Source organism: Pseudomonas sp. B12(2026), assembly GCF_057767015.1.
The window spans coordinates 5,335,258-5,358,004 of record NZ_CM173430.1 but is presented as its reverse complement, the minus strand read 5'-3'; the positions used below and the strand labels follow the sequence as shown (position 1 = coordinate 5,358,004).

Genomic DNA, 22,747 nt, shown 5'->3' with positions numbered 1-22,747 from the left:
CTAATGTGAAAAAACATAAATCGTCCGTAAGTCTCGGATGCTGATAGGAAATCAGTCGTGCTAGGGCTCTTCAATAAGAAAGCGAACACGCTGCTGGGGATAGACATCAGTTCGACTTCGGTCAAACTTCTCGAATTGAGCCGCTCGGGAGGCCGCTACAAAGTAGAGGCCTATGCCGTCGAGCCGCTCCCGCCCAATGCAGTGGTAGAAAAGAACATCGCTGAGCTGGAGGGTGTCGGCCAGGCGTTGTCACGCGTGGTCGCCAAGGCGCGCACCGGCGTGAAGACGGCTGCGGTCGCTGTCGCCGGCTCGGCGGTCATCACCAAAACCATCGAGATGGATGGCGGTCTCTCGGAAGACGAGCTGGAGAACCAGCTGAAGATCGAGGCCGACCAGTACATCCCCTATCCGCTCGAAGAAGTCGCGATCGACTTCGAGGTGCAGGGCGTTTCCGCAAGGAACACCGAGCGCGTCGATGTGCTTCTCGCCGCGTGCCGGAAGGAAAACGTCGAAGTGCGCGAGGCGGCCCTGGCACTGGCGGGGATGACGGCCAAGGTGGTCGACGTCGAAGCCTATGCGCTGGAAAGGGCGTTCGGCCTGCTCGGCGATCAGTTGGGCGGCAATGCCGACGAACTCACCGTCGCGGTGGTCGACATCGGCGCCACCATGACCACGCTGAGCGTGCTGCACCACGGCCGCACCATTTACACGCGCGAGCAACTGTTCGGCGGGCGTCAGCTCACCGAGGAGATCCAGCGCCGCTACGGTCTGTCCGTGGAGGAAGCCGGTCTTGCCAAGAAGCAGGGCGGTCTTCCGGATGACTATGACAGCGAGGTTCTGCAACCGTTCAAGGATGCCGTCGTTCAGCAGGTATCCCGTTCGCTGCAGTTCTTCTTCGCAGCCGGTCAGTTCAACGATGTGGACTACATCCTGCTGGCGGGCGGAACGGCTTCCATCCCTGACCTGGACAGGTTGATCCAGCAGAAGATCGGTACTCCGACACTCGTGGCTAACCCCTTCACCAACATGGTGCTGAGCGGAAAGGTCAATGCGGGGGCGCTGGCCAGCGATGCGCCGGCGCTGATGATTGCCTGCGGTCTGGCGATGAGGAGTTTCGACTGATGACCCGCATCAACCTATTGCCGTGGCGGGAGCAGCTGCGCGAAGAGCGCAAGCAACGCTTCCTGGTGATCCTGGGTGGCGTGTTGCTGGTGTCTGCCGGCCTGGTGTTCCTGGGCGATCAGTACCTGAATTCGTCGATCGAGAATCAGAACGCCCGCAACGATTTCCTGCGCAAGGAAATTGCCGTGCTCGATGCGCGGATCAAGGAAATCAGCGAACTGAAGACCCGCCGCCAGCAGTTGCTGGAACGCATGAAGATCATTCAGGACCTGCAGGGCAACCGTCCGATCATCGGCCGGGTGTTCGACCAGTTGGTGCGTACGCTGCCCGATGGCGTCTTTTTCACCAGCCTGAAGATGACCGGGAAGTCCATCGCCATCGCGGGGGCGGCCGAGTCGAACAACCGGGTGTCCACCCTGATGCGTAATCTGGATGCCTCCGAGTGGCTGGTGTCGCCAAACCTGACGGAAGTGAAGGCGGTGACCCAGGGAGGGCTGGATCAGGCGAACCTGTTCCAGTTGACCGTTCAGCAGACTCAGCCCGGGGCCGAACAGGCAGAGCAGAAGAACGTTGCGCAAGGAGCCAAGAAATGAGTCTGGCCAGTTCCCTCGAGAGCTTGCGCAAGATCGACATCAGCGATCTTGACCTGAACAACCTTGGCTCCTGGCCGGCGGCTGTGAAGGTTATCGCCTGCATCCTGCTGACGGCCGTGGTGCTCGCGCTTGGCTACAACTTCCATCTGAAGGACCTGCAGGATCAGTTGGATCGGCAGCGTGCGGAGGAAGAGACGCTCAAGCAGCAGTTTGCCTCCAAGGCGTCCATGGCGGCGAACCTGGAGGCCTACAAGGCCCAGATGAAGGAAATGGAGGAGTCCTTCGGCGCCCTGCTGCGGCAGTTGCCCAGCGATACCGAAGTGCCGGGGCTGCTTGAAGACATCACCCGTACCGGCCTGGGAAGCGGGCTGGAGTTCGAGGAGATCAAGCTGCTGCCGGAAGTGACCCAGCAGTTCTATATCGAGCTGCCCATCCGGATCAGTGTCGTGGGCGGATATCACGATCTGGCGACATTCGTCAGCGGCGTGGCCAGTCTTCCACGGATCGTTACCCTGCACGACTTCGAGATCAAGCCTGCCAGCGCCGACAGCACGTCCAGGCTGAGGATGAGCATTCTGGCCAAGACCTATCGCTACAACGACAAGGGCGTAAAGGTTGGTGACAAGGGCGTGAAGGCTAAGGCGAAAGCCCCGAGCGCGGGAGCCAAGAAATGAAAGGGCGCCTGATTATTTGTAGTTTCCTGCTCCTGAGTCTGAACGGGTGTGGTTCCGGGGGCGATTTCGGCGATCTGCAGGCCTACATGGACGAAGTTCGCGCGCGTCCCCAGGGTGCCATCGAACCGTTGCCCAAGTTCCAGCCGTACGAGGCGTTCACCTACAGCGCCGCGGCATTGCGCAGCCCGTTCCAGCCGCCGGTCAAGATCGACCTGGCGGTGAAGCAGAAGGGCAACAAGGTCGTCAAGCCCGACGAGACCCGGGTCAAGCAATTCCTTGAAGGTTTCAATATCGAAACCTTCGAGATGGTGGGCACCTTGTCCAAGGACAGCCAGATGTTCGCTCTCGTGAAAGGTGCGGGAGGGGTGCACCGGGTACGGATCGGCGACTACCTGGGGCGCAACGACGGCAAGATCGTTGCGATCAGCGAGGGCAAGGTCGACGTGATTGAAATCGTTCCTGATGGTGAGGGTGGCTGGCTTGAGCGTCCGCGTAGCCTGACTCTCAAGGAACGTTCCTAAGGGCGGGGATGAAGATGGATAACCAACAGCAGTCTGCACGACGGATTCAGACGATGAATAGAACACTTTCCCGCCTGAGCATCTCCTTGCTCGCGGCAGTCTTTGCGCCAGCCCTGCTGGCCGCCAACCTGCAGAGCGTCGATGTGGCGGCCCTGCCGGGTGATCGGGTCGAGCTGAAACTGGGCTTCGACGGGCCGGTGGCGGCGCCGCGCGGTTACACCATCGAGCAGCCGGCGCGTATCGCGCTGGATCTGCCGGGTGTGCAGAACAAGCTGGGCAGCAAGAACCGCGAACTGGGCGTGGGCAATGCTCGCAGCCTGACGGTGGTCGAAGCGAAAGACCGCACTCGCCTGATCGTCAATCTGGGCACCCTGGTGCCTTACACCACCCGGGCGGATGGGTCGAACCTGTATGTCGTGGTGGGCGGTACCCCAGGGGCTTCCAGTACCGTCGCGTCGGCGGCGCCGGTTTCCACATCGATCGCCAAGCCGGCCCAGCCCAAGCCCTATATTCCTGCGGGCAAGGCTATTCGCAACATCGACTTCCAGCGCGGCGAGCAGGGCGAAGGGAATGTCGTGATCGATCTGTCCGATCCGACGGTCAGCCCGGACATCCAGGAGCAGGGCGGCAAGATCCGTCTGGACTTCCCGCGTACCCAGCTGCCGGACAACCTGCGGGTACGTCTGGATGTGAAGGACTTCGCCACGCCGGTGCAGTTCGTCAATGCGTCCGCATCGGGTGACAAGGCCAGTATCTCCATCGAGCCGACCGGCCTGTTCGACTATCTCGTCTATCAGACCGACAATCGGATGACCGTCAGCATCAAACCGCTGACCGTCGACGATGCCGAGAAGCGAAAGAAGGACACCTTCGCCTACACCGGCGAGAAGCTGTCGCTGAACTTCCAGGATATCGACGTACGTTCGGTGCTGCAGCTGATCGCCGACTTCACCGATCTGAACCTGGTGGCGTCCGATACCGTCCAGGGCAATATCACTCTGCGCCTGCAGAACGTGCCGTGGGATCAGGCGCTGGACCTGGTGCTGAAGACCAAGGGCCTGGACAAGCGCAAGGTCGGTAACGTGCTGCTGGTTGCGCCGGCGGAAGAGATCGCGGCGCGTGAGCGTCAGGAGCTCGAGGCGCAGAAGCAGATTTCCGAACTGGCCCCGCTGCGTCGCGAACTGATTCAGGTGAACTACGCCAAGGCCGCCGACATCGCCAAGCTGTTCCAGTCGGTTACTGGTGCGAGTGGCGCTCCGGGGGCTCCGGCTGCGGGCGCGGACAATCGTGGTTCGCTCACTGTCGATGACCGCACCAATGCGATCATTGCCTATCAGACCCAGGATCGCCTGGACGAGCTGCGCCGTATCGTCGCCCAGCTGGACATTCCAGTTCGTCAGGTGATGATCGAGGCGCGTATCGTCGAGGCCGCTGTGGATTACAGCAAGAGTCTGGGCGTTCGTTGGGGTGGTGCCGTCAGTTCCGGCAACTGGGACTTCTACGGCAAGGACGGCGCTCGTACTGTCAGCGATGGCCAGCTGTTCCTGCCGGGCACCGATACGGTGGGCAACTGGACAGCAGAGGACGGTGTGGCTCCGGTTCCCTTCGTCGACATGGGGGTCCTCAATAGCACCTCGGGTATCGGCATCGGTTTCCTGAGCGATCATGCCATGCTCGATCTACAGCTTTCCGCCATGGAGAAGAGCGGCAATGGTGAAGTGGTTTCCCAGCCGAAGGTCGTCACCTCCGACAAGGAGACCGCGAAGATCCTGAAGGGCTCGGAGATTCCCTATCAGGAAGCCAGCTCCAGTGGCGCGACCTCGGTGTCCTTCAAGGAGGCGGCGCTGGCCCTGGAGGTGACGCCGCAGATCACCCCGGACAACCGCATCATCATGGAAGTGAAGGTCAACAAGGATGAGCCGGACTACGCCAACCAGTTGAACGGCGTACCGCCGATCAAGAAGAACGAGGTGAATGCCAAGGTGCTGGTCAACGATGGCGAGACCATCGTGATCGGTGGCGTGTTCTCCAACACCCAGACCAAGGCGACCGACAAGGTTCCGTTCCTTGGGGACGTCCCCTTTATTGGCCGACTGTTCCGTCGCGACTCGGTAACCGACAGCAAGAGCGAGCTGCTGGTTTTCATTACTCCGCGGATTATGAATAATCAGGCCTTTGCAGTCGGCCGTTGATCAATGTCGTGTCCAACTTGATTCTGGTAGGCCCGATGGGAGCTGGGAAAAGCACCATCGGGCGTCTTCTCGCCAAAGAGCTTCACCTCGTTTTCAAAGATTCGGATAAAGAGATCGAGCAGCGCTGCGGAGCCAACATCCCCTGGATATTCGATGTCGAGGGCGAGGCGGGCTTCCGCGAGCGTGAGCAGGCGATGCTCGCCGAGCTCTGCGCCGAAGGTGGCATGGTCATCGCCACCGGCGGCGGCGCGGTGATGCGCGAGGCCAATCGCTCGATACTCAAGACCGGCGGCAAGGTGATCTACCTGCATGCCTCGGTCGAGCAGCAGATTTCCCGCACGGCGCGCGACAAGAATCGCCCGCTGCTGCAGAAGCCCAACCCGGATCAGATCCTCCGTGACCTCATGCAGGTGCGCGATCCGCTGTACCGCGAAATCGCCGATGTGATCATCGAAACCGATGAGCGGCCGCCGCGTCTCGTGGTTCTGGAGATACTGGAGCGCCTGCGAGAACTGGAGCGCCATTAACGGCGCTGCAATCTGCGGTATCCTAGTCCCCTTTCCTGCCTGGGGGTTTCATGCGCACACTCAACGTCGATCTGGCCGATCGCAGCTACCCGATCCATATCGGCGAAGGGCTGTTGGATGATCCGCGCTGCTTCGAGCCGCATATCCGCGGCTGTCAGGTCGCCATCGTCACCAATGAAACCATCGCGCCGCTGTACCTGGATCGACTGCGGAAGACCCTCTCGGGCTACAGGATCACCTCGGTGGTGCTGCCCGACGGCGAGGCCTACAAGCAGTGGGAAACCCTGCAACTGATCTTCGACGAACTGCTCAAGGCGCGGCACGACCGCAAGACCACCCTGATCGCCCTCGGCGGCGGCGTCATCGGCGACATGACCGGTTTCGCCGCTGCCTGTTACCAGCGCGGCGTGGACTTCATCCAGGTACCGACCACCCTGCTGTCCCAGGTCGACTCCTCGGTTGGCGGCAAGACCGGCATCAACCACCCGCTGGGCAAGAACATGATCGGGGCGTTCTACCAGCCCCGGGCGGTGGTCATCGATACCGCCACCCTGCGTACCCTGCCGCCGCGCGAACTCTCCGCCGGCCTCGCGGAAGTCATCAAGTACGGTTTCATCTGCGACGAGCCCTTCCTTGCCTGGCTGGAAGCGCGCGTGGATGACCTGCTGGCCCTGGAGCCGACCGTGCTGACCGAGGCCATCGAGCGCTCCTGCGCCGCCAAGGCCCGCGTGGTCGGTGCCGACGAGAAGGAAACCGGCGTCCGCGCCACCCTCAACCTGGGTCATACCTTCGGCCACGCCATCGAAACCCACATGGGTTATGGCGTCTGGCTGCACGGCGAAGCCGTGGGCGCGGGAACCGTGATGGCACTGGAGATGTCGCATCGACTGGGGTGGCTGACGGAAGCCGAGCGTGATCGCGGCATCCGCCTGCTCGCCGCGGCGAAGTTGCCGATCGTCCCGCCGCGGGAAATGAATGCCGAGCATTTTCTCGAGCACATGGCCGTCGACAAGAAAGTGCTCGATGGACGTTTGCGTCTGGTCTTGCTCCAAGGGCTGGGGGCTGCGGTCGTGACCGCCGAATTCCCCCGTGAGATTCTGGAAGAAACGCTGCGCACTGACTACCAGACACTGGTCGGTCAGGCAGGAGAACACTGAGGTCCCATGTCCAGCTTGCATGCCGATGAGGCCTTCCTGGCCCACTACCAGTTCAGCCACGACCCGTTCGCACCGCGGGTTCCCGGCTTCAAGTTCTTCCCGGCGCAGCGCAAACCCGTGTTGGGCCAGTTGCACCACCTGGCGCGCTACAGCCACCTGCTGTTGGCCGTAACCGGTCCGCTGGGCAGCGGCAAGACCCTGCTGCGCCAGGCGCTGGTGGCCAGCACTAACAAGGACGCGGTGTCCAGCGTGGTCATTTCCGGCCGTTCGGTGACCGACGAAGCCACCCTGCTGCGCCAACTGGCCCAGGGCCTGGGCATTACCCAGACCAGCCTCGAAGCCATCCTGGCCAAGGTTGCCCAGCTGGCGATCACCGGGCAGGACGTCTACCTGCTGGTGGACGACGCCGAGCAACTGCGCGACGACGCCCTGGAAGTGCTGCTGCTCCTGGCCGCCGGCAACTCCGAGGCGCGCCTGCACGTCTTCCTGTTCGGCGAGTCGGCGTTGCTGTCGCGTCTGGAGGTGCTCTCCGAAGGCGAGGAGCGCTTCCACGCCATCGAGCTGCAGCCCTACAGCGAAGAAGAGACCCGCGAATACCTGGCGCAGCGCCTGGAAGGCGCCGGGCAGGGCATCGAGTTGATTTCCGCCGACCTGCTGGCCGATATCCACGAACAGTCCGGCGGTTGGCCGGGGGCGATCAACCAGAGCGCCCGCGACGCCATGATCGAGGCGATGCTGGCTGACCGTGGCGGTGCCCGCAAGGCGGCCGGCCCCGGTTTCAAACTGCCGAAGAAGCATCTGGCGATCCTCGGCGTGGTCGCCATCGGCGTGATCGCTGCCTGGTTCATGCAGGGCAAGACCAGCAAGCCGGATGCCGCGAGCAACACCGCCGCGCAAAGCTCCTCGCAGCTGCCGCTGGGTGGCGCCGCGCCGCAGCCGGGTGCGGCCCCGCAACCGGACGCCCAGGGCTCCGGCCCGTCGGTCGAGTTCGCCGGCTCCAACCAGCCGTTGCCGCTGCCGCTGGTGGGCGAGAGCCAGCCGGTGATCCGCGAGCCGATGGCCCAGGCCGGTGGCCAGGATGACGCCGATGACGGCGGTATGCCGTCCGCGGCCATTCCGCCGACCGTAACCACCACCGCGCCGCCGGTGACGCCGCTGGCCAGCAACGCCCCGGCGCCGCTGAACCCGGTACCGCCAGCACCGACCCAGCAGCAGGCCGCCGCGCCGCAACCGGCACCGACGCCCGCGCCGCGTCCCGAGCCGGTCAAGCCCACCGCTACCGCGCCGGCCAAGCCTGTCCCGGTTGCCAAGCCAGCGGCGACCAAGCCGGCAACCACCGTCGCCAGTGCCAAGCCGGCAACGGCGAGCAAGCCCGCCGCCACCGGTAGCGCCGGCGGCAGCAGCTGGTACCAGTCCCAGGCCGGCTCGCACTACTCCGTACAGGTGCTGGGCACCGGTTCGGAAGCCAGCGCCAAGGCTTTCATCAGTCAGCAGGGCGGTGGCGATTACCGCTACTTCCGCAAGAACCTGCAGGGCAAGCCGTTCTACGTCGTGACCTACGGCAACTTCGCCGACCGCGCCTCCGCGCAGGCGGCGATCAAGAAGCTGCCGGCGAAGATCCAGGCCTCCAAGCCCTGGGCGCGCCCCTTCTCCAGCATCCAGCAGGACATCGCTGGCGCGCACTGAAAGGCCGCTGCGTCGCAAAAATGAAAATGCCGAAATCCGCTCATGCGGGTTTCGGCATTTTTCTTTCAGAAATGCGACATCGAATTTCTGTAGGGCGTCATAAAAATTAGTGACGCCGCTTTCACCGTGTGTACAATGACCTCCCTTTGCCTATCGGAAACTTGCCGCTTGAGCGGGTAGACGGGCGAAGTGCTTGAAGATGGGTCTGCTGACGTTTCGACATGGCCGAGACGGAGCCGCCGCCGCGTAGGGTAAGACGCGGCAGACAACGCGGTTTGCGTCATTCCAGGTGAACCAGGGGCATAGCGGCGCCGCACATGAGAGGCGGCCCGTGCCTTCGGGGTGCGCGGGAAACCGGGCTTGCCCGAGCGAAACGGGGGCGCGGCAATGCGGCACATGGCGAAACGTCAGCAGACCCAAGAAATTAAAAAAGTTTTGCCGGTGAGAGTTCCCTATGAAAGCAGGTCTGTACCATCCTGAGACGTTCAAGGATAACTGCGGATTCGGCCTGATCGCCCATATGACGGGCGAGGCAAGCCATGAACTTCTGCAAACCGCCATCGAAGCACTGACCTGCATGACCCACCGAGGTGGGATCAACGCGGACGGGAAAACCGGGGACGGCTGCGGGCTGCTGATCCAGAAGCCCGACCAGTTCCTGCGCGCCGTGGCCAAGGAGGCCTTCGGGGCCGAGCTGCCCGCCCAGTACGCGGTGGGCATGGTCTTCTTCAACCAGGACCCGGTGAAAGCCGAAGCCGCCCGCGCGAACATGAATCGCGAGATCGAGCGTGCCGGCCTGAAGCTGGTCGGCTGGCGCAAGGTGCCGATCGACACCAGCGTGCTGGGCCGCCTGGCGCTGGAACGCCTGCCGCAGATCGAGCAGGTGTTCATCGGTGGCGAAGGCCTGTCCGACCAGGAATTCGCGGTCAAGCTGTTCAGCTCCCGCCGCCGCTCCTCCGTGGCCAATGCCGAGGACGCCGACCACTACGTCTGCAGCTTCTCGCACAAGACCATCATCTATAAGGGCCTGATGATGCCGGCGGACCTCGCCGCCTTCTATCCGGACCTCTCCGACGAGCGCCTGAAGACCGCCATCTGCGTCTTCCACCAGCGCTTCTCCACCAACACCCTGCCCAAGTGGCCGCTGGCCCAGCCGTTCCGCCTGCTGGCGCACAACGGCGAGATCAACACCATCACCGGCAACCGCAACTGGGCCCAGGCCCGTCGCGGCAAGTTCAGCAACGAGTGGATGCCGGACCTCGACGAGCTCGGCCCGCTGGTCAACCGCGTGGGTTCCGACTCCTCCAGCATGGACAACATGCTCGAGCTGATGGTCACCGGCGGCATGGACATGTTCCGTGGCCTGCGCATGATCATTCCGCCGGCCTGGCAGAACGTCGAGACCATGGACGCCGACCTGCGCGCGTTCTACGAATTCAACTCGCTGCACATGGAGCCGTGGGACGGCCCCGCCGGCGTCGTGCTGACCGACGGCCGCTACGCCGTCTGCCTGCTCGACCGCAACGGCCTGCGCCCCTCGCGCTGGGTCACCACCAAGAACGGCTACATCACCCTCGCCTCGGAAATCGGCGTATGGGACTACAAGCCCGAGGACGTCATCGCCAAGGGCCGCGTCGGCCCGGGCCAGATCCTCGCGGTGGATACCGAGACCGGCCAGCTGCTGCAGACCGAGGACATCGACAACCGCCTCAAGTCGCGCCACCCGTACAAGCAGTGGCTGCGCCAGAGCGCGCTGCGTATCCAGGCCACCCTGGACGACGACCAGGGCGTGGCCAGCTACGACAGCGACCAGCTTAAGCAGTACATGAAGATGTTCCAGGTCACCTTCGAGGAGCGTGACCAGGTGCTGCGTCCGCTGGCCGAACAGGGCCAGGAAGCGGTCGGCTCGATGGGCGACGACACGCCGATGGCGGTGCTCTCCAAGCGCATCCGCTCGCCCTACGACTACTTCCGCCAGGTCTTTGCCCAGGTGACCAACCCGCCGATCGACCCGCTGCGCGAGGCGATCGTGATGTCCCTGGAAACCTGCCTGGGCATCGAGCAGAACATCTTCGAAGAGTCCCCGCACCACGCCAACCAGGCGATCCTGACCAGCCCGGTGATCTCCCCGGCCAAGTGGCGGACCCTGATGAACCTGGAGCGTCCGGGCTTCGATCGTCACCACATCGACCTGAACTACGACGAGTCCGTTGGCCTCGAAGCAGCCGTGCGCAACATCGCCGACCAGGCCGAGGAAGCCGTGCGCGCCGGCAAGGTGCTGCTGGTGCTCTCCGACCGCCACATCGCCCCCGGCAAGCTGCCGGTGCACGCGGCCCTGGCCGTCGGCGCCGTGCACCACCGCCTGGTGCAGACCGGTCTGCGCTGCGACTCCAACATCCTGGTGGAAACCGCCACCGCCCGCGACCCGCACCACTTTGCGGTACTGGTGGGCTTCGGCGCGTCCGCGGTCTACCCGTTCCTCGCCTACGAGGTGCTCGCCGACCTGATCCGCACCGGCGAAGTGCTGGGCGACCTCTACGAGGTCTTCAAGTACTACCGCAAGGGCATCTCCAAGGGGATGCTGAAGATCCTCTCGAAGATGGGCATCTCCACCATCGCCTCCTACCGCGGCGCCCAGCTGTTCGAAGCCATCGGCCTGTCCGACGAGGTCACCGGCCTGTGCTTCCCGGGCACCCCGAGCCGCATCCAGGGCGCTCGTTTCCTCGACATCGAGAACGAGCAGAAGCTGCTGGCGAACGAAGCCTGGAACAGCCGCAAGGCGATCCAGCAGGGCGGCCTGCTGAAGTTCGTCTACGGCGGCGAGTACCATGCCTACAACCCGGACGTGGTGAACACCCTGCAGGCCGCCGTGCAGCAGGGCGACTACGCCCGGTTCAAGGAATACACCGCGCTGGTGGACCAGCGCCCGGTGTCCATGCTGCGCGACCTGCTCAAGGTGAAGACCGCCGAGCAGCCGCTGAGCCTGGACGAGGTCGAGCCGCTGGAGTCCATCTTCAAGCGTTTCGACGCCGCCGGCATCTCCCTCGGCGCGCTGTCGCCGGAGGCCCACGAGGCCCTGGCCGAAGCCATGAACCGCCTGGGCGGCCGCTCCAACTCCGGTGAGGGTGGCGAAGACCCGGCGCGCTACGGCACGCTGAAGAGCTCGAAGATCAAGCAAGTGGCCACCGGCCGCTTCGGCGTGACCCCGGAATACCTGGTCAACGCCGAGGTCCTGCAGATCAAGGTGGCCCAGGGCGCCAAGCCCGGCGAGGGCGGCCAGCTGCCGGGCGGCAAGGTCAACGGCCTGATCGCCCGCCTGCGCTACGCGGTGCCCGGCGTGACCCTGATCTCGCCGCCGCCGCACCACGACATCTATTCCATCGAAGACCTCGCCCAGCTGATCTTCGACCTCAAGCAGGTCAACCCGCAGGCGCTGGTGTCGGTGAAACTGGTCTCCGAGCCCGGCGTCGGCACCATCGCCGCCGGCGTGGCCAAGGCCTATGCCGACCTGATCACCATCTCCGGCTACGACGGCGGTACCGGCGCCTCGCCGATCACCTCCATCAAGTACGCCGGCAGCCCGTGGGAACTGGGCCTTGCCGAGGCGCACCAGACCCTGCGCGGCAACGACCTGCGCGGCAAGGTCCGGGTGCAGACCGACGGCGGCCTGAAGACCGGCCTGGACGTCATCAAGGCGGCCATCCTCGGCGCCGAGAGCTTCGGCTTCGGCACCGCGCCGATGATCGCCCTGGGCTGCAAATACCTGCGCATCTGCCACCTGAACAACTGCGCCACCGGCGTCGCCACCCAGAACGACAAGCTGCGCAAGGACCACTTCATCGGCACCGTGGACATGGTGGTGAACTTCTTCACCTTCATCGCCAGCGAGACCCGCGAGTGGCTGGCCAGGCTCGGCGTGCGCAGCCTGGAAGAACTGATCGGCCGCACCGACCTGCTGGAAATCCTCCCGGGCGAGACGCCCAAGCAGGGCAACCTCGACCTCACGCCGCTGCTGGGCAGCGACCTGATCCCGGCCGAGAAGCCGCAGTTCTGCGTCGTCGAGAAGAACCCGCCGTTCGACCAGGGCCTGCTGGCCGAGAAGATGGTCGAGCTGGCCCGTGGCGCCATCAAGGATGCCAAGGGCGGCGAGTACGAGCTGGACATCTGCAACTGCGACCGTTCCATCGGCGCGCGGATTTCCGGCGAGATCGCCAAGGTCCACGGCAACCAGGGCATGGCCAAGGCGCCGGTCACCTTCCGCTTCAAGGGCACCGCGGGCCAGAGCTTCGGCGTGTGGAACGCCGGCGGCCTGCACCTGTACCTGGAAGGCGACGCCAACGACTACGTGGGCAAGGGCATGACCGGCGGCAAGCTGGTCGTCACCCCGCCCAAGGGCAGCCCGTTCAAGTCGCAGGAATCGGCCATCGTCGGTAACACCTGCCTGTACGGCGCCACCGGCGGCAAGCTGTTCGCCGCCGGCACCGCGGGCGAGCGCTTCGGCGTGCGCAACTCCGGCGCCCATGCCGTGGTGGAAGGCACCGGCGACCACTGCTGCGAATACATGACCGGCGGCTTCATCTGCGTGCTGGGCAAGACCGGCTACAACTTCGGCTCCGGCATGACCGGCGGCTTCGCTTATGTCCTCGACATGGACAACACCTTCGTCGACCGTGTGAACCATGAGCTGGTGGAAATCCAGCGCATCAGCGGCGAAGCGATGGAGGCCTACCGCAGCCACCTGCGCAAGGTCCTGGTCGAGTACGTGGCGGAAACCGCGAGCGAGTGGGGCACGCATCTGCTGGAGAACCTCGACGACTACCTGCGTCGGTTCTGGCTGGTGAAACCCAAGGCCGCGAGCCTGGGTTCGCTGCTGACCAGCACCCGTGCCAACCCGCAATAAGCGCCCGAAGTCTGGAGAGGTCTCGAAATGTCTGAACGTCTGAATAACGACTTCCAGTTCATCGAAGTCGGGCGCAAGGATCCGAAGAAGAAGCTGCTGCGCCAGCGCAAGCGCGAGTTCGTGGAAATCTACGACCTGTTCAAGCCGCAGCAGGCGGCTGATCAGGCCCATCGCTGCCTGGGCTGCGGCAACCCGTACTGCGAGTGGAAGTGCCCGGTGCACAACTTCATCCCCAACTGGCTGAAGCTGGTCTCCGAAGGCAACATCCTCGCCGCCGCCGAACTGTCCCACCAGACCAACACCCTGCCGGAAGTCTGCGGCCGGGTGTGCCCGCAGGACCGCCTGTGCGAAGGCGCCTGCACCCTGAACGACGGCTTCGGCGCGGTGACCATCGGCTCGGTGGAGAAGTACATCACCGACACCGCCTTCGCCATGGGCTGGCGCCCGGACATGTCCAAGGTCAAGCCCACCGGCAAGCGCGTCGCGGTGATCGGCGCCGGCCCGGCGGGCCTGGGCTGCGCCGACGTGCTGGTGCGCAACGGCGTGACCCCGGTGGTGTTCGACAAGCGCCCGGAAATCGGCGGTCTGCTGACCTTCGGCATCCCCGAGTTCAAGCTGGAGAAGCATGTCCTGTCCCGTCGCCGCGAGGTCTTCGGTGGCATGGGCATCGAGTTCCGCCTGAACACCGAGGTGGGCAAGGACGTGACCCTGGAGCAGCTGCTCGACGAGTACGATGCCGTGTTCATGGGCATGGGCACCTACACCTACATGAAAGGCGGCTTCCCCGGCGAGGACCTGCCCGGCGTGCACGACGCGCTGGACTTCCTGATCGCCAACGTGAACCGCAACCTGGGCTTCGAGAAGTCGCCGGAAGACTTCGTCGACATGAAGGGCAAGCGCGTCGTGGTGCTGGGCGGTGGCGACACCGCGATGGACTGCAACCGCACCTCGATCCGCCAGGGCGCCAAGAGCGTGACCTGCGCCTACCGCCGCGACGAAGAGAACATGCCCGGCTCGCGCCGGGAGGTGAAGAACGCCAAGGAAGAAGGCGTGAAGTTCCTCTTCAACCGCCAGCCCATCGCCATCGTCGGCGAGGACAAGGTGGAAGGCGTGAAGGTGGTCGAGACCCGTCTCGGCGAGCCGGACGCCCGCGGCCGCCGCAGCCCCGAGCCGATCCCGGGTTCCGAGGAGATCATCCCGGCCGAGGCCGTGCTGATCGCCTTCGGCTTCCGCCCGAGCCCGGCGCCCTGGTTCGACCAGCACCAGATCGAGATCGACAGCCAGGGCCGCGTCATCGCCCCGGCCGGCGGCCAGTTCAAGCACCAGACCGGCAACCCGAAGATCTTCGCCGGCGGCGACATGGTCCGCGGTTCCGACCTGGTGGTGACGGCGATCTTCGAGGGGCGCACTGCGGCCGAGGGCATCCTCGATTACCTCGGGGTGTAAGTGCGCCAGCTATAAGCGGTAAGCATAAAGCTGCAAGCAAGAGCAGCGCAGCGCAAGCTGTGGGCTTGCAGCTTGCAGCTTGCAGCTTGCAGCTTGCAGCTGCGGCAGAATGCCGCGTAAGACAAAAGGCACGGCCCCCGCCGTGCCTTTTCTTTTGGGCTTTGCGAAAATGCCCGCACTTTTTTTCCGGATGCCGTTATGACTGCCCTGAAGAACGATCGCTTCCTTCGCGCCCTGCTCAAGCAGCCCGTCGATGTCACCCCCGTCTGGATGATGCGCCAGGCCGGCCGCTACCTGCCGGAATACCGCGCCACCCGCGCCAAGGCCGGCGACTTCATGAGCCTGTGCATGAACCCGCAACTGGCCTGCGAGGTGACCCTGCAGCCGCTGGACCGCTACCCGCAGCTGGACGCCGCGATCCTCTTCTCGGACATCCTCACCGTCCCCGACGCCATGGGCCAGGGCCTGTACTTCGAGACCGGCGAAGGGCCGCGCTTCAAGAAGGTCGTGACCACCCAGGCGGACATCGACGCCCTGCCGATCCCCGATCCGGAGAAGGACCTGGGCTATGTGATGGATGCCGTGCGCACCATCCGCCGCGAGCTGAACGGCCGCGCCCCGCTGATCGGCTTCTCCGGCAGTCCCTGGACCCTGGCCACCTACATGGTCGAAGGCGGCTCCAGCCGCGACTATCGCAAGTCCAAGGCGATGCTCTACGACAACCCGCAGGCCATGCACGCCCTGCTGGACAAGCTGGCGCAGTCGGTCACCAGCTACCTCAACGGCCAGATCCGCGCCGGTGCCCAGGCCGTGCAGATCTTCGATTCCTGGGGCGGCAGCCTGTCGGCGGCGGCGTACCAGGAGTTCTCCCTGGCCTACATGAAGAAGATCGTCGCCGGCCTGATCCGCGAGAGCGAAGGGCGCCGCGTGCCGGTGATCCTCTTCACCAAGGGCGGCGGCCTGTGGCTGGAATCCATGGCCGACACCGGCGCCGAGGCCCTCGGCCTGGACTGGACCTGCGACATCGGCAGCGCCCGCGCCCGCGTCGGCGACAAGGTCGCCCTGCAGGGCAACATGGACCCGGCGGTGCTCTACGCCAAGCCGGAAGCCATCCGCGCTGAAGTGGCGCGCATCCTCGCTGCCTATGGCAACGGTAACGGCCACGTGTTCAACCTCGGCCACGGCATCACCCCGGAAGTCGACCCGGCCCACGCCGGCGCCTTCTTCGAGGCGGTGCACGAGCTGTCGGCGCAGTATCACTGAGCGTTGCGCTGACCTGAAAAAGCCCCGCATGTGCGGGGCTTTTTCGTTTTTGGCGGATGGGTTCGCGAGCAAGCTAGCTTACGAAAAGCGCTGCCATCTCTCCCTGTAGGAGCGAGCTTGCTCGCGAACGGCCAAGGCGCCGGCCTTGCCGGCGGATCGCGGACGGAGTCCGCTCCTGCGAAAGCCAATCCGGGCGTAGGAGCGGACTCCGTCCGCGATGCTTCTGAAAGGCAGATCTACCCCGGGGAACGAAAAGCCCCGCCAATCGGCGGGGCTTTTCGTTCCCTGATGGAGCCTTGCGCCCCATCAGGGTGCATCACGCAGCGTCGGCAACCATGCCGGCGGCGCGCTGGCTCTTGCGGCGGTTCGACACCAGCAGGCCGGAGCAGACCACCACGATGGACAGCAGCGCGGTGGCGACCACCTCGATGCGGTGGTCCGGACGGATCAGCATGATGATCAGCGCAGCGCTGATGAACAGGATCACCGCCCAGGTCAGCCAGGGGAAGAACCACATCTTCAGGGTCAGCTGGTGGCCCTGGGCGAGCAGCTTCTTGCGCATGCGCAGCTGCGACAGGGCGATCACCAGGTACACCAGCAGGGCGATGGCGCCGGAGCTGGCCAGCAGGAAGTTGAACACTTCGGCCGGGGCCAGGTAGTTGGCGAAGGTGCAGAGGAAGGCCATGGCGGTGGACAGCAGCACGGCGTACACCGGCGTGCGGCTGGCGCTGGTCACCTGGGCGATCTTCGGCGCGTCGCCGCGCTTGCTCAGCGAGTACATCATGCGCGAGGCGGTGTAGAGCGCCGAGTTCAGGCAACTGGTCACCGAGACCAGCACGATGATGTCGACGATCAGCTTGGCGTACGGGATGTGCAGGTGTTCCAGCACGGTCTGGTAGGAGCCCATGCTCACCAGGCGCGGGTCGTTCCACGGCACCAGGCAGACCACGATCAGGATCGACAGCAGGTAGAACAGGGCGATACGCCAGATCACCGAGTTGGTGGCGCGGGTGATCTGCTGCGCCGGGTCCTTGGACTCGGTGGCGGCGATGGTGACGATCTCCGAACCCATGAAGGAGAACATGGTGGTCAGCAGCGCGGCGAGCACGGCGCCCCAGCCACGAGGCAAGAAGCCTTCGCTGGTCAGGTGGCCGATGCCGCTGACTTCCGGGTTCAGCGAGACACCGAAGATGGCGGCGCAGCCCAGCACGATGAAGGCGATGATCGAGCAGACCTTGATCAGCGCCAGCCAGAACTCGAACTCACCGTAGTTCTTCACGCTGAACAGGTTGGTCACGGTCAGGGCGGAGGTGATCAGGAAGGCCAGCACCCAGATCGGTGCGCCGGGCACCCAGGCGTGGATGATCGCCGCGGCGGCGTTGGCTTCCAGCGGGATCACCAGCACCCAGAACCACCAGTACAGCCAGCCGATGGTGAAACCGGCCCAGTGACCGATGGCGCGGTCGGCATAGGTGGAGAAGGAGCCGCTGTCGGGTTGCGCGACGGCCATTTCGGCCAGCATGCGCATGACCAGCACCACCAGCAGGCCGGCGATCAGGTAGGACACCAGCACGGCGGGGCCGGCTTCGGCGATGGCGTGGCCGGAGCCCACGAACAGGCCCGCACCAATGGCACCGGCGATCGAAAGCATCGTGACGTGACGATTTTTCAGGCCCTGGGAGAGGCCGGAAGAAGGAGTGCTGCTCATGCTTTACCTACAACTACAGGAGGGAATTGCGTACTGCGGGAGTCGAGGTCCGTTTCGGGATTCCAACAAGTCGTGCGTTATTCTTGACGCAAGGAGTGCGCCATATTTTGTTACGACTTTGGTCGTAGGGTGGGAAATATAACTACAACGCCCGCGGGGCGGGCGTTATCTGAATTGGCTGGCTTACCTTTACGCGACTTGTTTATGTCGGTTTTGGATAAGAACTTCTCTTCATGTGTAGAAACTACCCATGCCTTGCGGGGCTGGGAATGTCGCGCGGTAACACCGGCAGGCGGGCCAGGTGCAGCGCCACCAGGACCGCGATCACCAGCAGGCTGGCAATGAACAGCCCCACGCCGTTCCAGCCATAGCGGTGCCAGAACACCCCGCCCGCGGTGCCGGCGATGCTGGAGCCGACGTAGTAGCTGAACAGGTACAGCGACGACGCCTGGCCCTTGGCTTTCAGGGCGCGGCGGCCGATCCAGCTGCTGGCCACCGAATGCGCGCCGAAGAAGCCGAAGGTGAACACCAGCATCCCGATCAGCACCAGGGCCAGCGGCTGCAGCAGGGTGGCCAGCAGGCCGCCGAGCATCAGCACGATCATCGCCCAGAGCACCTTGCGCCGGCCCAGGCGGTCGGCCAGGGAGCCGACCCAGGCGGAGCTGTAGATGCCCGCCAGGTAGACCACCGAGAGCAGGCCGACCACCGCCTGGCTCAGGTGGTACGGATCGGCCAGCAGGCGGTAGCCGATGTAGTTGAACAGGGTGACGAAGGCGCCCATCAGCAGGAAGGCTTCGAGGAACAGCCAGGGCAGCCCGGCATCGCGGAAGTGCCCGATGAAGCCCTCGGCCAGCTGGCGCGGCTTGAGCGGCGCCGGGTGGAAGTTCTTCGACTCGGGGAGGATGCGCCAGAACAGCAGGGCCGCGGCGAGGGAGATCACGCCCAGCGTGGCGATCGCCACGTGCCAGTTCACGTAATCCACCAGCACGCCGCTGATCAGCCGGCCGCTCATGCCGCCGATGGCGTTGCCGCCGATGTACAGCCCCATGGACAGGCCGATGTGCTGCGGGTGGATTTCCTCGGAGAGGTAGGTCATGCCCACCGCCGCCAGGCCGCTCAGCGACAGGCCGAGCAGCGCGCGCATCGCCAGCACGCCGTGCCAGGTCGGCATCACCGAGCTGGCGAGAGTGAACAGCGCGGCGAGGATCAGCGAGGCGACCATGATCGACTTGCGCCCGATGGCATCGGAGATCGGCCCGGTCACCAGCAGGCCGAAGGCCATGGTGATGGTCGAGATGGACAGCACCAGGCTGCTCTGCGTCGCCGTCAGGTCGAAGGCCTTCGACAGCACCGGCATCATCGGCTGCACGCAGTAGAGCAGGGCGAAGGTGGCGAAGCCGCCGGAGAACAGCGCAAGGGAGGTGCGCATGAAGGCCGGGGTGCCTTTCTCGATATAGGTCTCGATTTCCTCGACGACGCGCACCACGTCGCCGTTGGCTTCGCGGGCGCGATCCAGCAGGTCGGATGGCTCGCTCGGCGCGGAGTGTTCTTCTTCCCGCAAAGCCCGCAGGGCAGGTTGGCTCACGACACACCTCGGATTGATGGCGGCAGGACGGCCTGGGGTGGCGGCAAGGGCGCGCGCGGCCAGGCATACGGCAGGTTGGCAGTCGTTATTGGGCTTGTGTGGAAAGGATAAGGAGCGGGCTTTATTATTTCCAATATATTAATCGACACGTTTGATATCTATTACGAATCGATGGGTGCTGAATGGAACTGCGACACCTGCGTTACTTCATCGCCGTGGCCGAGGAACTGCACTTTGGCCGCGCCGCAGAGCAGCTGGGCATCTCCCAGCCGCCCCTGAGCCAGCAGATCCAGGCGCTGGAGGAGGAGATCGGCGCGCGCCTGCTGGAGCGCACCAACCGACGGGTGGCGCTGACCGAGGCCGGGCAACTGTTCCTCGCCGAAGCGCGGCTGGTGCTGCAGCAGGTCGACCGCGCGGTGCTGCTGGCGCGCCGCGCGCACCAGGGCGAGCTGGGCGAGCTGAAGATCGGCTTCACCGCCTCCGCGCCGTTCACCTCGACCATTCCGCGCAGCATCCTGGCGTTCCGCCAGGCCTACCCGGACGTCCACCTCGACCTGCAGGAAATGAGCAGCGGCCGGGCCGTCCAGGCGCTGCTGGAGGAGCGGGTGCAGGTCGGCCTGATCCGGCCGATCGCGCTGCCGGACACCCTGGAAGCGGTGGAACTGTTCAGCGAGCCGCTGGTGGCGGTGCTGCGGGCCGACCACCCGCTGGTGGAGTCCAGCCAGGACGGGCTGGAGATCGCCGCGCTGGCGGACGAGCCCTTCGTGTTCTTTCCGCGCAGCTACGGCACCGGCCTCTACGACCAACTGATCGCCCTGTCGCGGCAGGCCGGCTTCAGTCCGCGCATCGCCCAGGAGGCCGGCGAGGCGATGACCATCATCGGCCTGGTGGCCGCCGGGCTGGGCGTCACCATGCTGCCGGCCTCGTTCCGCCGCACGCGGGTGGACGGGGTGGTCTACCGCACGCTGCTCGACCCCGGGGCCACCAGCTCGGTCTGGCTGGTGCGCCGGCGCGACGAGCGCTCGCCGCTGGCTCAGTCCTTCATCGACCTGCTGACCCGCGAGGTAGCGGCCTTGCGCGCCGACGGCTGAGCCGGCCGACGGAACGCTCGCCGTTGTCATGACCATTGCATAGAATCCGAAGCACTCGAATGGATCCCGGAGGGACGGCTCATGCGGCGCGTGGTGTTCAATCAGAAAGGCGGAGTGGGCAAGTCGAGCATCGCCTGCAACCTGGCGGCGGTCAGTGCGGCGGAGGGCTATCGCACGCTGCTGGTGGACCTGGACGCCCAGGCCAACTCGACGCACTACCTCACCGGCCTGACCGGCGAGGACATTCCCGTGGGCATCGCCGACTTCTTCAAGCAGACCCTTTCATCCGGCCCCTTTGGCCGCAAGGGCAAGGTCGACATTCACGAGACCCCCTTCGACAACCTGCATGTCGTCACCGCGAGTCCGGAGCTGGCCGACCTGCAGCCCAAGCTCGAGCAGAAGCACAAGATCAACAAGCTGCGCAAACTGCTGGACGAACTGTCCGACGACTACGACCGGATCTACCTGGATACCCCGCCGTCGCTGAATTTCTACACCGTATCGGCACTGATCGCCGCCGATCGCTGCCTGATTCCCTTCGACTGCGACAGCTTCTCCCGCCAGGCGCTGTACGGGCTGCTGCAGGAGATCGAGGAGTTGAGGGAGGACCACAACGAGGACCTGGAAGTCGAAGGCATCGTGGTCAACCAGTTCCAGCCGCGCGCCAGCCTGCCGCAGCAGCTGCTGGATGAGCTGGTGGAGGAGGAACTGCCGGTGCTGCCGGTCTACCTGATGAGCTCGGTGAAGATGCGCGAGTCGCACCAGGCCTGCATCCCGCTGATCTTCCTCGAACCGCGGCACAAGCTGACCCAGCAGTTCGTCGAGCTGCACAACCTGCTGGAATCCTGAGCTTCCTGACGATCGACGGCGCCGCTCCCGCCCGGGGAGCGCGACGGCCCGCTCAGCGCCACGCCGGCAGCGGCGCCCGACCGGCGAGCCGGTTCACTGCGAGATGAGCAGGTCGCACGGCGGCCGGCGCAGGAAGTGCCGGGTCGAACTGCCGAGCATGGCCTGCTCGATGGCGCCGCGGCTGCGGCTGCCGAGGACCAGCAGGTCCGGCGTCCATTCCCGCAGCGCGGTCTCCAGCGCCTGCTGGAAGTTTCCCTGTTGCACCGCGCAGAGCAACTGCGGCCCTTCGGCCGGCAGCTGCGCGCGTTCGTCCTGCAGGGTCTGGTGCAGCAGCGCACGCTGGGTTTCCAGGTGGGCATCGGCGCGTTCGGCCTTGCCCGGCTGGTAGGCGTTGAGCGCCAGCAGCTCGGCGCCGGCCGGCAGCAGCCGGTAACCGGCGCGCCAGGCCTGGCAGGAGCACAGCGACAGGTCCAGCCCGGCCAGGGCCCTGGCATAGGGCGTGGCGGCTTCCGACACCGCCAGCAGGATCGGCGAGCGGCAGTGGCGGGCGATGCGCTCCAGGGTGGTGCCGTCGAAGCGCTCAAGTATCTGCTGGTGATGCGCGCCGATCACCAGCAGGTCGGCCTTGAGCTCCTGCGCCGCCTGGATGACGGTGGGCGCGGCGCGGCCCTGGCGGATCAGCAGCTGATAATCGGCGATGGCGTTGGCCGCCGCGGCGTCGCGCAGCGCGACCTCGGCGGCCTCACGGACCGTGTGCATCATGCGGTCGGGAAAATATTCCTCGATCACATGCAGCAGGGTGACTTTCGCGCCGTGCTGGCGGGCCAGCTGGGCGGCGCGGCGCACCGCGATGTCCGCTTCCACGCTGAGGTCGTGGGCGACGAGCAGGTTCCTGTACATGATGGCTTCCCTCTGTGGCGCTTCCACTGTCGTACCACGCGGGCGGTTTCATCTTGATGCAGGGCAACGGCCGGTCGTCAGCGGCTGCGCAGTTGATAGACGGCGTGGCTCTCGGCGACGACGGTGCCGTCCTCGCCCTTGAGCTGCAGGTCGAGGATGAAGTCGGACTTGCCGTTGCGCGCCGCTTCGTCGCCGATCCGCTGGATTTCCTCCGCGCTGATCCGGGCGTCGACGGTCACGTCGCTGGCGGCCGGGCGCAGGAAGCGCAGGCCGGCTTCCTTGACGATGGGGTAGAAGCGCCGGGCATCGAAGCTGGTCAGCATCAGCACGCCGCCAGGCAGCTCGGCCACGGTGAACAGCGCGCCGGCGTACATGTTGGCGATGTGGTTCTCGTTGCCCTTGAGCGGCATGCGCAGGCGCACGTGGCCCGGCTCCAGCACCTCGGCCCTGAGGCCGGTGCGCTTGACGAAGGCGATGTGTTCTTCGGTGAGCTGGCGGATGAAGTCTTCGGGGTAGGGCATGGGCGCGCTCCG

The 22,747-nt window shown here is 65.1% G+C and carries 17 protein-coding genes; 13 read left to right on the top strand and 4 right to left on the bottom strand.

Going from position 1 to position 22,747, the window contains the following annotated elements:
- Positions 1–57: 57 nt before the first annotated feature.
- The 11 genes from AC3B6A_RS24905 (at position 58) to hemE (ending at position 16,081) form a co-directional block, all read left to right on the top strand.
- Positions 58–1,122, top strand: a complete 1,065-nt coding sequence (locus tag AC3B6A_RS24905) for a pilus assembly protein PilM (protein ID WP_488399766.1) — start codon at positions 58–60, stop codon at positions 1,120–1,122.
- The gene (gene pilN / locus AC3B6A_RS24900; protein WP_488399765.1) at positions 1,122–1,715 is read left to right on the top strand and encodes a type 4a pilus biogenesis protein PilN; all 594 of its coding nucleotides are present in this window, start codon (positions 1,122–1,124) and stop codon (positions 1,713–1,715) included. Before AC3B6A_RS24905 ends, pilN begins: the two co-directional genes overlap by 1 nt.
- Positions 1,712–2,389, top strand: coding sequence for a type 4a pilus biogenesis protein PilO (pilO, locus tag AC3B6A_RS24895; protein ID WP_488399764.1), 678 nt, complete (start codon positions 1,712–1,714; stop codon positions 2,387–2,389). Before pilN ends, pilO begins: the two co-directional genes overlap by 4 nt.
- On the top strand, positions 2,386–2,910 hold the full coding sequence (gene pilP, locus AC3B6A_RS24890) for a type 4a pilus biogenesis lipoprotein PilP (RefSeq protein WP_488399763.1): 525 nt from the start codon (positions 2,386–2,388) through the stop codon (positions 2,908–2,910). The genes pilO and pilP overlap by 4 nt, the downstream gene beginning before the upstream one ends.
- Before the next feature lie 53 nt (positions 2,911–2,963).
- Positions 2,964–5,102 (top strand): type IV pilus secretin PilQ, encoded by a 2,139-nt coding sequence (locus AC3B6A_RS24885; protein WP_488403700.1) that lies wholly within the window; start codon positions 2,964–2,966, stop codon positions 5,100–5,102.
- A 35-nt stretch (positions 5,103–5,137) separates the two neighbouring features.
- The gene (gene aroK, locus AC3B6A_RS24880; RefSeq protein WP_488403698.1) at positions 5,138–5,629 is read left to right on the top strand and encodes a shikimate kinase AroK; all 492 of its coding nucleotides are present in this window, start codon (positions 5,138–5,140) and stop codon (positions 5,627–5,629) included.
- A gap of 50 nt (positions 5,630–5,679) precedes the next feature.
- The gene (gene aroB / locus AC3B6A_RS24875; RefSeq protein WP_488399762.1) at positions 5,680–6,786 is read left to right on the top strand and encodes a 3-dehydroquinate synthase; all 1,107 of its coding nucleotides are present in this window, start codon (positions 5,680–5,682) and stop codon (positions 6,784–6,786) included.
- 6 nt (positions 6,787–6,792) lie between these two features.
- On the top strand, positions 6,793–8,472 hold the full coding sequence (locus AC3B6A_RS24870) for an AAA family ATPase (RefSeq protein WP_488399761.1): 1,680 nt from the start codon (positions 6,793–6,795) through the stop codon (positions 8,470–8,472).
- A 454-nt stretch (positions 8,473–8,926) separates the two neighbouring features.
- On the top strand, positions 8,927–13,372 hold the full coding sequence (gene gltB, locus AC3B6A_RS24865) for a glutamate synthase large subunit (RefSeq protein WP_488399760.1): 4,446 nt from the start codon (positions 8,927–8,929) through the stop codon (positions 13,370–13,372).
- Positions 13,373–13,399: 27 nt separating this feature from the next.
- On the top strand, positions 13,400–14,818 hold the full coding sequence (locus AC3B6A_RS24860; protein WP_488399759.1) for a glutamate synthase small subunit GltD family protein: 1,419 nt from the start codon (positions 13,400–13,402) through the stop codon (positions 14,816–14,818).
- A 198-nt stretch (positions 14,819–15,016) separates the two neighbouring features.
- A complete protein-coding gene (hemE, locus tag AC3B6A_RS24855; protein WP_488399758.1) occupies positions 15,017–16,081 on the top strand; it encodes a uroporphyrinogen decarboxylase in 1,065 nt (354 codons plus the stop codon).
- 316 nt (positions 16,082–16,397) lie between these two features.
- On the opposite strand, the gene gabP is transcribed toward hemE, so the two are convergent.
- Together gabP and AC3B6A_RS24845 are read right to left on the bottom strand one after the other, a co-directional pair.
- A complete protein-coding gene (gene gabP / locus AC3B6A_RS24850; protein ID WP_488399757.1) occupies positions 16,398–17,789 on the bottom strand; it encodes a GABA permease in 1,392 nt (463 codons plus the stop codon).
- Between the two features lie 244 nt (positions 17,790–18,033).
- Positions 18,034–19,374 (bottom strand): MFS transporter, encoded by a 1,341-nt coding sequence (locus AC3B6A_RS24845; RefSeq protein ID WP_488399756.1) that lies wholly within the window; start codon positions 19,372–19,374, stop codon positions 18,034–18,036.
- A 182-nt stretch (positions 19,375–19,556) separates the two neighbouring features.
- Between AC3B6A_RS24845 and AC3B6A_RS24840 the strand changes: the two genes are divergently transcribed.
- Together AC3B6A_RS24840 and AC3B6A_RS24835 are read left to right on the top strand one after the other, a co-directional pair.
- Positions 19,557–20,465 (top strand): LysR family transcriptional regulator, encoded by a 909-nt coding sequence (locus tag AC3B6A_RS24840; RefSeq protein ID WP_488399755.1) that lies wholly within the window; start codon positions 19,557–19,559, stop codon positions 20,463–20,465.
- 81 nt (positions 20,466–20,546) lie between these two features.
- Complete coding sequence (locus tag AC3B6A_RS24835; RefSeq protein WP_488399754.1) at positions 20,547–21,314, top strand: ParA family protein; 768 nt, start codon at positions 20,547–20,549, stop codon at positions 21,312–21,314.
- A 93-nt stretch (positions 21,315–21,407) separates the two neighbouring features.
- On the opposite strand, the gene AC3B6A_RS24830 is transcribed toward AC3B6A_RS24835, so the two are convergent.
- On the bottom strand, positions 21,408–22,214 hold the full coding sequence (locus AC3B6A_RS24830) for a universal stress protein (RefSeq protein ID WP_488399753.1): 807 nt from the start codon (positions 22,212–22,214) through the stop codon (positions 21,408–21,410).
- A 77-nt stretch (positions 22,215–22,291) separates the two neighbouring features.
- Positions 22,292–22,735, bottom strand: a complete 444-nt coding sequence (locus AC3B6A_RS24825) for a YiiD C-terminal domain-containing protein (RefSeq protein WP_488399752.1) — start codon at positions 22,733–22,735, stop codon at positions 22,292–22,294.
- Between the last annotated feature and the right edge of the window lie 12 nt (positions 22,736–22,747).